10 protein-coding genes and 6 pseudogenes are annotated in these 14,291 nt (G+C 61.1%); 11 read left to right on the top strand and 5 right to left on the bottom strand.

Annotation, left to right across the window (positions count from 1 at the left end; all coding sequences use genetic code 11):
* Positions 1 to 126 precede the first annotated feature (126 nt).
* Positions 127 to 300, top strand: a pseudogene (locus tag GTK09_RS26645) (IS3 family transposase); the annotation flags it as partial.
* Positions 301 to 320: 20 nt separating this feature from the next.
* On the opposite strand, the gene GTK09_RS26640 reads toward GTK09_RS26645, so the two are convergent.
* A complete protein-coding gene (locus GTK09_RS26640; RefSeq protein ID WP_163466419.1) occupies positions 321 to 1,601 on the bottom strand; it encodes an IS256 family transposase in 1,281 nt (426 codons plus the stop codon).
* Between the two features lie 100 nt (positions 1,602 to 1,701).
* Between GTK09_RS26640 and GTK09_RS26635 the strand changes: the two are divergent.
* From GTK09_RS26635 to GTK09_RS26625, 3 pseudogenes are all read left to right on the top strand, one after another.
* Positions 1,702 to 2,241: pseudogene (locus GTK09_RS26635) on the top strand (IS3 family transposase); the annotation flags it as partial.
* A 38-nt stretch (positions 2,242 to 2,279) separates the two neighbouring features.
* Positions 2,280 to 3,203, top strand: a pseudogene (locus tag GTK09_RS26630) (IS630 family transposase).
* Positions 3,204 to 3,317: 114 nt separating this feature from the next.
* Positions 3,318 to 3,437, top strand: a pseudogene (locus tag GTK09_RS26625) (transposase domain-containing protein); the annotation flags it as partial.
* Between the two features lie 345 nt (positions 3,438 to 3,782).
* Here GTK09_RS26625 and GTK09_RS26620 read toward each other — a convergent pair.
* Genes GTK09_RS26620 through GTK09_RS26610 form a run of 3 tightly spaced genes read right to left on the bottom strand, consistent with a single transcriptional unit; the run spans position 3,783 to position 8,708 of the window.
* Entirely contained in the window at positions 3,783 to 4,895 is a 1,113-nt protein-coding gene (locus tag GTK09_RS26620) for an ABC transporter permease (protein WP_163466418.1), read from the bottom strand.
* A gap of 4 nt (positions 4,896 to 4,899) precedes the next feature.
* Positions 4,900 to 7,647: a ribosome-associated ATPase/putative transporter RbbA gene (rbbA, locus tag GTK09_RS26615; RefSeq protein WP_163466417.1), complete on the bottom strand. Its 2,748-nt coding sequence runs from the start codon at positions 7,645 to 7,647 to the stop codon at positions 4,900 to 4,902.
* A complete protein-coding gene (locus GTK09_RS26610) occupies positions 7,644 to 8,708 on the bottom strand; it encodes an HlyD family secretion protein (protein ID WP_163466416.1) in 1,065 nt (354 codons plus the stop codon). Before GTK09_RS26610 ends, rbbA begins: the two co-directional genes overlap by 4 nt.
* A gap of 292 nt (positions 8,709 to 9,000) precedes the next feature.
* Between GTK09_RS26610 and GTK09_RS28230 the strand changes: the two genes are divergently transcribed.
* Both GTK09_RS28230 and GTK09_RS28225 read left to right on the top strand, forming a co-directional pair.
* Complete coding sequence (locus GTK09_RS28230; RefSeq protein WP_163466415.1) at positions 9,001 to 10,074, top strand: NAD(P)-dependent alcohol dehydrogenase; 1,074 nt, start codon at positions 9,001 to 9,003, stop codon at positions 10,072 to 10,074.
* Positions 10,075 to 10,305 (top strand): annotated as a pseudogene (locus GTK09_RS28225) (transposase); the annotation flags it as partial. It lies immediately after the preceding gene.
* Here the strand turns inward: GTK09_RS28225 and GTK09_RS26595 are convergent.
* Positions 10,290 to 11,516, bottom strand: a complete 1,227-nt coding sequence (locus tag GTK09_RS26595; RefSeq protein ID WP_312869972.1) for a sensor domain-containing phosphodiesterase — start codon at positions 11,514 to 11,516, stop codon at positions 10,290 to 10,292. The pseudogene GTK09_RS28225 and the gene GTK09_RS26595 sit on opposite strands and share 16 nt — an antisense overlap.
* Before the next feature lie 241 nt (positions 11,517 to 11,757).
* On the opposite strand from GTK09_RS26595, the gene GTK09_RS26590 reads away from it, so the two are divergent.
* The 5 genes and pseudogenes from GTK09_RS26590 to GTK09_RS26575 all read left to right on the top strand — a co-directional run.
* The gene (locus GTK09_RS26590) at positions 11,758 to 12,879 is read left to right on the top strand and encodes a GGDEF domain-containing protein (protein WP_163466414.1); all 1,122 of its coding nucleotides are present in this window, start codon (positions 11,758 to 11,760) and stop codon (positions 12,877 to 12,879) included.
* 165 nt (positions 12,880 to 13,044) lie between these two features.
* Positions 13,045 to 13,155: pseudogene (locus tag GTK09_RS28220) on the top strand (IS66-like element accessory protein TnpA); the annotation flags it as partial.
* A 37-nt stretch (positions 13,156 to 13,192) separates the two neighbouring features.
* Positions 13,193 to 13,438 (top strand): hypothetical protein, encoded by a 246-nt coding sequence (locus GTK09_RS28085; RefSeq protein ID WP_312869971.1) that lies wholly within the window; start codon positions 13,193 to 13,195, stop codon positions 13,436 to 13,438.
* Positions 13,435 to 13,782: an IS66 family insertion sequence element accessory protein TnpB gene (gene tnpB / locus GTK09_RS26580; RefSeq protein ID WP_163466413.1), complete on the top strand. Its 348-nt coding sequence runs from the start codon at positions 13,435 to 13,437 to the stop codon at positions 13,780 to 13,782. The genes GTK09_RS28085 and tnpB overlap by 4 nt, the downstream gene beginning before the upstream one ends.
* 72 nt (positions 13,783 to 13,854) lie before the next feature.
* Positions 13,855 to 14,291 (top strand): IS66 family transposase (locus GTK09_RS26575; protein WP_203561226.1); only part of this gene is annotated, 437 nt, incomplete at its 3' end.

Here is a 14,291-nt window from a genome sequence, read left to right as displayed (position 1 = left end):
GCAGCCGGGAACCATGGATATCTGAAGCATGCCTTCTCCACCGCATCATCTGCGGTGTCAGAAAGAGTCGCAAAGCCTCATGACCACACAATCTGCGGAAGAGCCGGGAAACCGGGACCACCTCAGATCGCCGCATTGCTGAAGAGCGAAGGCTGGACGGTAAACGTCAAACGTGTCGAACGGATCTGGCGTCGGGAAGGGCTCAAAGTCCCGCAGAAGCAACCGAAGAAAGGTCGGCTCTGGCTGAATGACGGCGCGTGCATCCGTCTGCGACCGGAGTATCCCAACGAGCTATGGTCGGAATTGGGTGATGGGGCCGATCAGGCGGCGCGTTGATCGGCGGCCGCGGTGACCGGGACGCCGTCGGTGAATTTGACGCCGGCGATGACCATCGGCAAGCGGTTTTCGCCTTTCAGCCTTCTCCAGGTCTTTCCGGCGGCCATGACGAGCTTGAAGACCATCAGGCGGGCGGTGTCGTGCGACAGGGCGCCCTTGGTGCGCACGGTTCGGTGCCGGACGGTAGCAAAGACGCTCTCGATCGGGTTGGCGGTTCGAAGATGGTCCCAGTGTTCGGCCGGGAAGTCGAAGAAGGCCAGGAGCGGTTCGCGGTCCTTTGCCAGGCATAGGGCGGCCTTGGGATATTTGGCGCCGTATTTCTCCTGGAAGACCGCGATGGCCACCTCGGCGCTCGCCCGGTTCGGCGCGTCGCGGACCTCGCGCAGATCGGCCAACATGTTCGGCTGCACCGACTTCGGGACCTTGTTCAGCACGTTGGCGATCTTGTGGACCCAGCAGCGCTGGTGCCTCGTAGAGGGAAAGATCTCGTCGAGCGCTTTCCAGAAGCCCATGGCGCCGTCGCCGACGGCGATCTCGGGCGCCACGCTAAGGCCGTGTTTCTTCAGGTCGATGAGGAGTTCGTGCCAACTCTGGGCACTCTCGCGCACGCCCACCTGAAAGCCGACAAGCTCCTTCTTGCCCTCGGGTGTCGCGCCGACGATGACCAGCATGCAGGCGGCATTGTCCTCCATGCGCGCCTGCAGGTAGACGCCATCGGCCCAGATGTAGACGTAGCGGCGCGCCGACAGATCGCGACGCTTCCATCGCTCGTATTCGCCCTGCCAGTCCTCTTTCAGGCGAGAGATAACCGAAGGCGACAGGTTTGGCGCATCCTTGCCGAGCAGCGCTGCCAGGGCCTCCTGGAAATCGCCGCTCGAGATGCCGCGCAGGTAGAGGACCGGCAACAGGGCATCGAGGCTCTTCGTGCGACGCGCCCACTTCGGCAGGATCGCCGAGGTGAACGTGACGCGCTCACCTGCTATGCCAGCCGCCTCGTCCGGACCGCGGTCGCGAACCTTCGCCCGCTTCACCGGCACCGCGCCGATCCCCGTCTGGATCGTCCGCTCCGGACCGTGCCCGTGGCGCACGAAACGGGCCCGGCCGTCGGCAAGCCGCTCCTCCTTCATCGCGGCCAAAAACGCTTCGGCTTCCGCCTCGATCGCCTCGGCCAGCAGTCGGCGGGCGCCTTCGCGCAACACCGAGGTCAGGGGATCGTCGACGTCGTCGGGATGTTGAAAGGCAACAACGGTGCTATCTGTACTCATGGCGTATCGCTCTCCTTGAGAGGTTCTGGCAGGCTCAGCACCCGCCTCGATACGCCGCCCTCCTCAGGCCGTCATCACCCACATTCCGCCATAGCTCTATCCCAACCACGTCTGGTCCTATGACTTTGTGGAGAGCCGGACCCATGACGGTAGGAAGTTCCGTATGCTGAACGTCATCGACGAGTTCACACGCGAAAGCCTGGCGATCCGGATCGACCGGAAGCTGAACTCGATCAATGTCATCGATGTTCTGACGGACCTGTTCATCTTGCGCGGTCCGCCCGGACATGTTCGGTCGGACAATGGTCCCGAGTTCATCGCGAAAGCCGTCAGGGAATGGATCGTCGCAGTCGGTGCGAAGACCGCGTTCATCGAGCCCGGCAGTCCCTGGGAGAACGGCTATTGCGAGAGTTTCAATTCCAAGCTCCGCGACGAGCTTCTGAACGGTGAGATCTTCTACTCGCTCGCCGAGGCAAAGGTCGTGATCGAAAACTGGCGCCGTCACTACAACACGGAGCGTCCGCATTCGTCGCTCGGCTACCGACCGCCTGCTCCGCAGGTCGTTCAATGGCCGGCGCCGCTCAACGAACCGGCGTCTCCGGCTACACCAACCATGGCGAAAAGGCCGACAATGCACTAAGATTTACCCCGGACCACCCGGTAGGGGCAGGCCAGGATCTGCGCGCCCGGGTGGTTTCAGCGGTGACGCAGGAAGGGATGTCGCGCAACCAGGCTGCCCACCGGTTTGGTGTCGCCGTGAGCACGGCGATCAACTGGGTCGGGCGCTTTGAGGAGAGCGGCAGCTTTGCACCCGGCCAGATGGCGGGCACAAGCCGAAGAAGATTTCCGGCGGCCATGCCGAGTGGCTGCGCCAGCGTTGCGCCGAAAAGGCCTTCACGCTGCGCGGTTTGGTCAAGGAACTGGCCGAAGAGCGCGACCTGAACGTCGACTATCGCTCGGTGTGGGAGTTCGTCCACGCAGAGAACCTGTCTTTCAAAAAAAGACGTTGCTCGGCAGCGAACAGGACCGCCCCGACGTCGCACGCCGACGCGAACAGTGGCTGAAGTATCGCGGACGGATCGATCCCTCCCGCCTTGTCTTCATCGATGAAACCTGGACCAAAACGAACATGGCTCCGCTGCGCGGCTGGGCACCACGGGGTCAAAGGCTGCGCGACAAGGCTCCGTTCGGCCACTGGAAGACCTCCACCTTCATCGCGGCACTGCGTGAGCATGGCGTGACCGCACCCTGGCTGATCGACGGGGCGATCAATGGCGAACGCTTCCTCCTCTATGTTGAGAAAGTGCTCGTCGCGACCCTCAAGCCAGGAGACATCGTCATCCTCGACAATCTCGGCAGCCACAAAAACAAGGCGGCCCGCCGCGCCATCGGGCGGTTGGCGCAAAGCTGCTGTTTCTGCCGAAATACTCTCCTGACTTTAATCCGATCGAGCAACTCTTCGCCAAGCTCAAACACTTCATGCGAAAAGCCGCCAAGCGAACCCGCGAGGACCTCTGCAACGCCGTGGGCGAGATCCTGCGGGACGTGACCCAAGACGAATGCCGCAACTATCTCGTCAATTCAGGCTATGGACGAACTTAAACTCATCACGCTCTAGCGGGCATTCTTCACGCTCGACGCACTGATAGAGAACCGATCAATCGTCCCGGCACGCCTTATGGCTGAGGCGCACAGGCGAGCCAATCCTTCCTGACCCTGATCGCCACGGCCAGGCTCAACGACGTAGATCCACACGCTTGGCTCGCCGACGTCCTCGCCCGCACCGCCGACACGCCGCAGACCCGCCTCGACGAGCTGCTGCCGTGGAACTGGCAACAGGCGATGTATCCGACGAACGGGCTGCCTGACGCAGCTCATGCGTCACGCCGTACGCACCAAACCCCTCAACACCCCCGTTACTCCTACATACGCCGTGACGCTTTTGATCTTCCGGGAAAGTGTTATGCGGTTTGTTCCCGGCTATCGGTTGCAAAGATACCACAATGGACCGCAACTCGCGGAAGACCTGCCCCTACCCCACCGGCACCTTGTCCATGACCTCGCCACAACTCGCCAGCGGGTAAAGCAGGAAGACGCAAGCCAAAATCGCTCGAAACAGAAAAAATCAGCTTCCCGCTGACTACGCGGAGGCGTACTCTTCTGTTGCCATCGGTAACCCCTCTACTTTAGGAAGCCTCGAAATCTGCGCAGCGCCAGCCAGAACAGCACGGTCCCGATCAGCCCCAGCGCCGCGAACTGAGGCCAGACGACATCAATACCGGCGCCCCGGAACAGGATCGCCTGCGACAGAATGACGAAATGGGTGTTGGGCGCCGCCAGCATGATGAACTGAATGATCTCGGGCATGGATTCGCGCGGCGTCAGCGCGCCCGACAGCACCTGCAACGGCAGCAGGACCATCATCATCAAAAGAGCGAACTGGGGCATGGTGCCGGCCACGGTCGCCATGAAGATGCCGAGCGACGTCATCGCGAACAGCATCAGCACCGCCCCCCCCAGGAACAGCGGAACCGATTCGGCGACAGGCACCGCCATCAGCGTCTCGACGACGATCACCAGTGAAAAAGCCGATCCGAGCAGCACCACAAGCCCCATGGACCAGACCTTGGACAGCATGATCTCGGTCGCCGTCACCGGCATGACCAGGAGATGCTCGACCGTGCCATGCTCCTTTTCCCGGATGAGAGCCGCCCCGGTCAGAATCAGCGACAGCATGGTGATCGACTGGATCACGCTGGAAATCGCGCCGAACCAGGTCGGATCGAGGGACGGATTGTAGCGTGCTCGCAAAGACAGCCCCACCGGCGTTGCCGCTTGCGCGCGGTGGCCTGCGGCAAATTCAGACACCTCGCTGGACACGATCTGGCTGACATAGCCGGCGCCGGTAAACGCCTGGCTCATGCGCGTGGCGTCGATATTAAGTTGGATCGCGGGCGATTTGCCCGCCAGCACGTCGCGCTCGAAATCCGGCGGAATGTTCAGCGCGAAGGTATCGAGACCCGCATCCATCCGGCGGTCGACCTCGGCCGCCGAAATGATGTGCGGCGGTACGAAATAGGGCGGATAGAAGGCCGACAGAATGCGCGACGACAGATGCGACTGGTCCTCGTCGACAATGGAGATGGCGGCCTTGCTTAGCGTTTCGGGGCTGGAATTTGCCGAAGTCCACACCGACAGGCTGAAGGAATAGGCGATCAGAAACAGCATCATCCAGTCGCGCGAAAGCCCGCGCAACTCCTTCACCCCGAGATTCCGCACGTTATCGAGCTTCATGGCGTTACCCCTCCTGCTTCTTCAGAAAGATCACGCAGAATCCCAGGATGACTGGGACCGACAGCGCCATCGCCAACATCGGCTGGATCATTTGGGCGAGGTCGAAGGACTTCGAAAAAGCGCCGCGAGCCGCGGTGACGAACCGGGTGGTCGGGTAGATCTCGCCGATCACCCGCCCGAACCCTTGCAGGGACGACACCGGATCGATCACACCGGAATACTGCACCGCCGGAATCATGGTCAGAAGCGCTGTGGCGAAGAGAGCCGCCACCTGGCTGGAGATGAAGACGGAAACGAGGAAGCCGAGCGCGGTGCTGGCCGTGACATAGATCAGCGCGGAAAGGGCAAAGCCGAAGAAACTGCCGGTAAACGGCACCTGGAAGACAAAAACCGCCATCGCCATCATCAAAAGGAAGTTGACCATGGCGAGCGCGATGTAGGGTAGTTGCTTGCCAAAAAGGAATTCGAGGCGCGTCACCGGTGTGACGTAGAAGTTGATGATCGAGCCGAGCTCCTTTTCCCGGGCGACCGACAGCGTCGTCAGGATCGCCGGGATCATCAGAAGCAGGATGGGCAGCACCGCCGGCACCATCGCGACGATGCTCTTGACGTCCGGATTGTATCGGTAGCGGGTGACAAGCTCGAAATTGCCGCTGAGAGCCGCTGAGCCCAAGGCTTCGCGCATCTTGCCGGAGATCCAGTCGGCGTGCATTCCCTGGATATAGCCCTGAACCGTGTTCGCGCGGTTCGGATTGGCGCCGTCGAACCAGGCGCCGATTTCCACCTTGCGGCCGCGCGCGACGTCGGCTGCGAAGCCGGGCGGAATCTCGATCGCCAGATTGATCTCGCCCGATTGCATTCTTGCGTCTATATTGGCATAGCTTTGAAGCGGAGGCCGTTCGATGAAATAGCGCGAACCGGCGATATCCGCGATATAGCCTCGGCTCACGGTGGTCTGGTCACGGTCGAGAGCCGCGAAGGTCAGGTCTTCGACATCGAGGTTGATGCCGAGGCCGATGACGACCATCAGGATCAGGCTGCCGACGAGCGCCATCGCCAGTCGGATCGGATCGCGCCGCAGCTGCAGGCTTTCAAGGCGCGAATAGCTGAGCAGACGGCGCAGGCTGAAGCCCTGCTTCTGCTCGAGCGCGGATGCAGGACCGCCGGCGCCAGCGGGTCTCACCGTTTCATCGGGCTCGGCCGAGCCGCCGGCGTTCATGGCCTCCTTCAGATAGGCGATAAACGCTTCTTCGAGGGTGTCGAGGCCCTTCGACGCCTTGATCGCCTCCGCCGTGTCGCTGACCAGCACCTTGCCAGCATGCATCAGCGAGATACGGTCGCACCATTCCGCTTCGTTCATGAAATGGGTCGACACGAAGATGGTCACGCCGTCCTTGCGCGACAACTCACCCAGAATGCGCCAGAATCCGTTGCGGGCGACGGGGTCGACGCCGGAGGTCGGCTCGTCGAGGATCAGGATCTCCGGGCCGTGGATGAGCGCGACCGCAAGGGACAGGCGCTGGCGGATGCCGAGCGGCAAGGCCTGGGGCAGCGCGTGCTCCACGTCTTCAAGACCGAACCTCTCGATCATCTCCTCCACGCGGGCGGGGATCCGGGCTTCCTCCAGCGAAAAGAGCCGGGCGTGCAGTTCCAGATTCTGGCGAACCGTCAGTTCGGAATAGAGCGAGAAGGCCTGGCTCATGAAGCCGACCCTGCTGCGCACCGCCATGTCGCTGGCATCGACCTCCTGGCCGAACAATTTGGCCGTTCCATTGGTGGGCTCCAACAGGCCCGTCAGCATCTTCATCGTCGTTGTCTTGCCGCAGCCATTGGAGCCGAGAAACCCGAAGATCTCGCCCTTGGCGATGCGGAAGCTGACGTCGTCGACCGCGACGAAGTCCCCGAATTTCTGGGTTAGATGTTCGGCCTCGATGGCGATCTCGCTCTCGCCTGGATCACGCGGCGGAATCACGACGCCCCGGTCGCCGTCGCCAGCCTCACCCGGCAGAAGCGCGATGAAGGCGCGGTCGAGATCGGGGGCGCCGGTGCGTTCCAGAAGGTCGGCGGCCGTGCCCGTCGCCAGCACCTCCCCGGCATTCATCGCCACCAGCCAGTCGAAACGGGCCGCCTCCTCCAGATAGGCCGTGGCCGTTATGACGCTCATGGTGGGGCGCGACAGGCGGATGCTGTCGATCAGGTCCCAGAACTGGCGGCGCGACAGAGGGTCGACGCCCGTCGTCGGCTCGTCGAGGATCAACAGATCGGGGTCGTGGATCAGGGCGCAGCACAGGCCGAGCTTCTGCTTCATGCCGCCCGAGAGCTTTGCGGCCGGTCGATCGCGGAAAGACGCCATCCCGGTCGCCGCCAAAAGCTCGGTGATGCGACGCTCCCGTTCGGCTTCGTCATGGCCGAAGAGGCTGCCGAAGAAGGTGAGATTCTCTTCGACCGAAAGCGTGGAATAGAGGTTCTTGCCCAGACCCTGCGGCATATAGGCGATGCGCGGGCAGACCAGACGCCGGTGCCCGGCGTCTCGCATGTCGCCGCCCAGTACCGAAACGGTCCCGTCCTGAATTTCGCGTGCACCGGCCAGAAGAGATAGAAGGCTGGACTTTCCCACGCCGTCGGGGCCAATCAGCCCGACCATGATCCCGGCGGGTATGTCCAGCGTCACATGCTTCAGCGCCGTGACCTTGCCGTAGCGCAAAGTCAGACCCGCAACCGACGCGACGGAGCGATGGTCTGCCTCCGTCATTGTGCGACATTGGCAAGAGTTTCCGGCCACTCGGCGGAGGGATCGAGCCGCAGATAGGCCATGCCGGGCAGGCCGGTCTTGACGTAGTCGATGTAGCGGGTGAGCAGTTTCGGATCGATCCTCGCACGGACTCGGAACATGAGCTTTTCGCGCTCGTCGGCGGTTTCGACCGTCTTCGGGGTGAACTGTGCGACGTCCGCCACGTAGCTGACCACCGCCGGGATGACGATGTCGGGCGCGGCATCGAGGACCAGTCGCACCTCGGATCCGAGCTTCAGCCGACCGGCCTCGGAGGTGGGAAGAAAAATCGTCATGTAGACATCGGTGAGGTCGACGAGGCTGAGGATACGGCCACCCGAGGCGACGATCTCGCCTTCCTGTGCGATGCGGTACTGGATCCGACCGTCACGGGGTGACACCAGCGTCGCATCGTCGATCGAGGCGGTGATCGAGTCGATCGATGCCTGCGCGGCCTCGACCGCGGCTTCGGCGTCGATCTTCTGCGCCTCGGCGAAATTGATCCCGGCCTGAGCGGCGGCATCCGAAGCCTCGGCCGAGGCAATGCCCGCCTTTGCCTGACGATCCCGCGCCTCGTCGTCGTCGACCGTCTGCTGGGAGGTCGCGTTCGTCTGAAGAAGACGCCGAGAGCGCGACAGTTTCTGCGCCGCCGCGTAGGCGACCGCTTTCGCCTGATCGACGTTGGCGACGGCGGCACGCTTCTCCGCTTTGGCCTTGGTGATCATTGTCCTGGCCGTGTCGACCGCGATCCTGGCGCGGCGCAACTGTGCCTCGGCTTCGCGCTTCTGGGCGTTGAGCTGGATGACGTCCATTTGGACGAGAACGGCGCCAGCCTTGACGAAGTCCCCCTCATTCGCCGTGATCTCGGCAATCCGCCCCCCTGTCAGGGCCGCGATATCGATTTCCGTTGCCTCGATCCGGCCATTCGCACTGACAATCCCCTCGGGCAATGCGGGTGCATTGACGCGGTCCCAGGCGAAATAGGCGGCGACGGCCGCAATCAGAACAATCGCCGCAAGGACGTATGTGGGCCCTCTCTTCACTGATATTCCCTTCGCTGGGCTTGCCTTCGAACCGTCCCGTTGAGTCCGAAACTACCGATGCGGATACCCGCAAACAAGTAAGTTTTATATACGATAAACAGGACTATGGATGAGCATCGCCTTGGCGGCTGAAACGCCGAGACGAGCTCGCATGTTTGTGCTCACGCCACTTTGTCAGCTTGATCAGTCCGGCGAATTGATCGAGGTCAATGCCACCACGGGCATGGGTAGACGAGTGTAGGCGCCATGAAGAGCCGGCGCATTCGCTGCCGGCCATCCGTGGAGAGCAGCCATGACGATGATGAAAGCGGCCGTCTTCGTCGAGCCGAACCGAATCGTGCTGGAAGACAAGACAATCCCGGACGTCGGCCCGCTCGACGCCCTGATCCGGATCACGACCACCACGATCTGCGGCACCGACGTACACATCCTGAAAGGCGAATATCCCGTCCAACGGGGTCTCACCATCGGCCACGAGCCGGTCGGCGTGATCGAGAAGCTCGGCTCTGCCGTTGCCGGCTATACCGAAGGCCAGCGCGTGATCGCGGGCGCGATTACGCCGAGCGGTCACTCCAACGCCTGCCTGTGCGGCTGCCATTCCCAGGACGGCGCGGGGACGAGGCACGGCTTCAAGCCGATGGGCGGCTGGCGCTTCGGCAATACGATCGACGGCGCTCAGGCCGAGTATCTTCTGGTCCCGGACGCAATGACCAATCTTGCGCCGATCCCGGACGGCCTGACCGACGAGCAGGTTCTGATGTGTCCGGACATCATGTCGACGGGCTTTTCCGGCGCCGAGAGCGGCACGGTGAAGATCGGCGACACGGTGGCCGTCTTTGCTCAGGGTCCGATTGGTCTCTGCGCGACAGCCGGCGCCAAGCTGATGGGCGCGACGACGATCATCGCCGTGGAATCGGTTCCGGCCCGCATGGAGATCTCTCGCAAGATGGGCGCCGACCACGTGGTCGACTTCACCAAGGGCGACGTGGTGGAGCAGATCATGGCACTGACAGACGGTCGCGGCGTCGACGTCGCGATCGAGGCGCTCGGCCGCCAGGAAACCTTCGAGGGTGCGTTGCGGATCCTGCGTCCCGGCGGGACGCTTGCCTCGCTCGGCGTCTATTCCTCGGACCTCGTGATCCCGCTCGGAGCATTCGCCGCCGGGCTCGGCGACCACAAGATCGTGACCACGCTCTGCCCAGGCGGCAAGGAGCGCATGCGACGGCTGATGTCGGTCATCGCATCCTCGCGGCTCGACACGCGGCCGCTCGTGACCCATCGTTACAAGCTGGAAGATATCGAGGAGGCCTACTACCTTTTCGCCAACCAGCGCGACGGCGTCCTCAAAGTGGCGATCACCCCGTGAGTGCGCCGGATCGACAAGGAGGAAGGCTTCAAGGTCGTGCCCCGCCGATGGGTGGTCGAACGGACCCTCGGATGGATGATCCGCTGGCGAAGCCTCGTGCGTGACTACGAACAGGGCATCGACATCTCCGAAGCCATGATCCACGTCGCCATGGGAAGCATCCTGCTGCGACGCATCAGCCATGGAGACCATTCTCAAACGGACTCTGTTGAGAATCATTTCAACATTTGAGATGACGAATCGGTCAGCCGCAACACATCAGGCAGAGCCATGGGGCGGCCTAGAAAATAGCCTTGCCCTCTCGGGACACCCAAGACACGCAAAGTGTCAAGTTCAGCTTGTGTTTCGATCCCTTCCGCTACGATAACGCATCCCGTTTCATGTCCGAAGAAAATCAAAGCCGAAGCGAGAGCCCGGCGTGCGGGGTCTATATCCACGGAGCGAGTAAGCGCCATGTCCAACTTGATGATGTCTGGGTTTAGATGCAAAATATGCTGAAGGCTTGAATAACCCGCACCAGCATCATCGATGGCAAGGCGAATGCCCTTGGCTCTCAGCTCATCGATTGCTCGCCGCAGCTTCGTGTAATCATCGACCAAGGCATGCTCTGTGACCTCTACGACTAGACGATGATTTGGTTGGTCGATGAATAATTTTTGAAACGCATCGCTCATGATGGTCTCTGGAGAGGCATTGATGGATAGAAACGTATCTTCAGGAAGCGCGTGAAGAGCGTTCAAGGCCTTGCCGATCGCAGCCATCTCTAATCTTGCTCCACAACCCACCTCGGCGGCATCATGAAACCATAGGTCGGGTGTTCGGTAGGGTTCGGCGGTAAAGCGGCAAAGCGCCTCAAACCCGACCGGGCGTGATGATCGAAAGTTCCAGATCGGTTGGTAGAGAAATTTGTAATCGTCGCCGTGGATAATCTTCTCGATGCTGAACCGCTTTTGATCAATTTCACGCTGGACATTGATACTGCGGCTTATCTGATTTGCAGCCATGTCTGCAAACACCCGCATCACCTGCAGATCGCGTTCGTTGAGAGATTTATTCGGGTGGGGACTTAGACAGCAAAACATCCCGAACGGCTCCCCATCATAATGACGTAAAGGGACGCTCATATTGGCTCGTATTGGTAGTACGTGAGTAATCGGCAACGATTGCGCAATTGGATGATCAGCCGTATCTCTGATGAGTTCCGGGAGGCGACCATCAAGGACATGCTGGCAATAGCTGCTGTCGAGTGGGTAGGAATTCCCGACTTGGACCAGGTGCTCAAATCCAGGCGCATCAACATGCCTGAGAATAACCCGTCCCTCCGCCACTTCGGAGATATACGCGACCTCCATCCCCATATGGCTGCGCAAAGCCGCAAGGGCCTTCGTTATGGCATCGTCGGCGGCCTCCCCATTTTTTCCTGTGAGGATATTTCCAAACACTGCGTACTCCAGAGATGCAAATTCGGCTTTGGATGGTAGCTTAATTTATGCATAACCCTGCAATCTTTGATGTTAACAACAGGTTGCAAAATTTCCGAAGCGCAAATTTGTGATGCCGGTTTTACAATTAGCCAGACATGATTGTCGTAACTCCATCTTATTGAATTCTGGCATCGCCTAATTAGAATTGATTAAGAAGTGTTCATATATTGCTTGAATCCTTAGATAGAAGGATCATGGAATGATGCTGGCATTCATGCCGGGAGGCGACCATCTCGCTCTGGTCCACGGCGTAGCAATGCTGGCTTTGGTGACGTTGACCTACGGCTTCATGATCCGAGCGCCGGCTTCGGTACTCTCTCGCGGGATCGCCATCGGGCTCACATTTGGTTCCGGCGCAGTGCTGGCCATGGTTGATCCTTTGAAGATAGATCCCGGCATAATCCTTGACGGTCGCGGCGTGATCCTCGTGCTCGTGGGTGCATTTGGCGGCCCTCTGGCTGCTGGTGTCGCCTCTGCATGCGCGCTTGTCTACCGGATTTGGCTCGGTGGCGCGGGCATGCCGGTTGGCGTTCTGACGATCATGGCCGCCGCCGCGACTGGAGTAATCTTCGCTAATTTTGTTCCGCGCATACAGGGCGGCTATGACATGAAGCGGCTGAGCGCCCTGGCTGCCGTCGGCAGCGTCCATAGCATCTTTCTTGCGCTCGTGCCGCTGTTCGTGACCGGGTCCAGTATTCTGGCGACGATCCCGCTTCACATGATTATGAACTTCCTCGGCATTCTCGTTCTGGGTCACTTTCTGTCATCGGAAGAAAATCGGCGGCATGCAATTCGGCTCCTGCAACGCGAGGCCGAGACGGACCCTTTGACGGGGCTTTTAAACCGGCGCGTGCTGGATCGATCTACCGAGGTGCTTTTTGACCACTGCCGTCGAGCAGGCCGTCCGGTGTCATTGCTAATGATCGATGTGGATCGCTTTAAAGTAATCAACGACCGCTGGGGGCACAGCGTCGGCGACCGGATGCTGCGCCAAGTCGCAGATACCGTCCGCGCGAATAGCCGCTCCAACGACATCATCGCGCGCTATGGCGGCGAAGAAATCGTCATGCTGATGCCTGATGCATCGGGCAATTTTGCTGTAGAGATTGCCGAGCGCATCCGCAGCGCAATAGACACAGATGTTTTTCATCTCTCCCGTGACATCGCAAACGTCACCGTCAGCATCGGTGTTGCGACGGCTTGCGAAAACCACGACTTTGGGAAGCTTTTTGTTGAGGCAGACAGCGCGGTCTATCGCGCTAAGGCCTTTGGACGGAATCAAGTGATTCCATTCAGTGGGCTTCTTCCGGCAGCGGCATAATCGTAAGCGCCATCGCTATCCCATCTTGCTCATCGCGGCGTAGCCCGCGAGTTCGGGCCTTTCGGACGAGGGGAAAGGCTTGGAGCCATGTCAATGTCATGTGCTGAGTAAGCACCCGGCAGGAACCGCCTTGCCTGGAGCGTTGGCCGGTAGCTGACTGTCGGTATGGATATTCATACTGACAGTCATCGTGTTCGACGGCTCGAGATCGTCGAGACTGGGCGGCGGCGGCGCTGGTCTTCGGAAGAGAAGATCAGGATTGTCGAGGAGAGCCTGGCAGAGCCACGGCTGGCCTCGTCGACGGCGCGTCGACATGGGATTTCGAACACAGCTCATATTCGCCTGGCGCCGCGCCTATCGCGAAGGCCGGCTTGGCGACTGTGGGGCGACGGGGTTCGTGCCGGCGATCATGGCACCAGAGTTGCCCGACATAAAGGCGGGGCACAGCAGTGGCCGCGTGGAGGTGGTGACGATCAATGGTCGCCGCATCATCGCTGATCCGAACGTTGACGTGGTGGCGCTGGTGCGGATCGTGCAGGCACTGGAGAGCTTGGCATGATCCCGATCCCGAGCGGTGTTCGGGTCTGGCTGGCGACGGGGCATGTCGATATGCGCAAGGGCTTTCCCGGCCTGTCGCTGCTGGTCCAGGAGACGCTGAAGGGCGATCCGATGGGCGGCCACCTGTTCGTATTCCGCGGCCGACGTGGCGATCTGATCAAGGTAATCTGGCACGATGGGCAGGGCGCCTGCCTGTTCACGAAGCGGCTGGAGCGGGGCCGCTTCGTCTGGCCTTCGCCGGCGGACGGCACGGTGACGATCTCGCCGGCGCAGCTCGGCTATCTGTTGGAAGGGATCGACTGGCGTCATCCCCAGAGAACCTGGCGTCCGAGTGCGGTTGGATAGTTAAAAAGCCTTGTATTGCAGGGGTTTTGTGGCAGAATCGATGGCGTCATCAACTGCTTCGGGCCTTCCTCCATGGCCGCCGCGCCGGACGACATCGCCGCCCTGAAAGCCGCCCTCGCGGCGGCCGAACGCGAGCGTGACGAGGCCGTGGCGGACGCCGCCCGCGCTAAGGCGGCGGCATCAGGTGCCGAAGCCCTGATCGCGCATCTGACGCTGGAGATCGAGAAGCTCAAGCGCGAGCTCTATGGGACGCGATCAGAGAAGAAGGCGCGTCTCCTCGACCAGTTGGAGATGCAACTCGAGGACGCCCAGGCGGCCGCGACCGAGGACGAACTGGCGGCCGAGCAGGCCGCGGCGAAGACGACGGTCGTCGAGGCATTCGCCCGCAAGCGCCCCTCGAAGAAGCCGTTCCCGGAGCATCTGCCGCGGGAACGGGTGATCGTGCCGGCGCCGACCTCTTGCTCGTGCTGCGGTTCGGCTCGATTGTCGAAGCTCGGAGATGCCATCAC

Origin of the sequence: Jiella pacifica (assembly GCF_010500815.1) — a bacterium.
Classification (GTDB): Bacteria; Pseudomonadota; Alphaproteobacteria; order Rhizobiales; family Rhizobiaceae; genus Jiella; species Jiella pacifica.
Note: the sequence above shows the minus strand (reverse complement) of the source record. Positions and strands in the feature narration are given on the sequence as shown.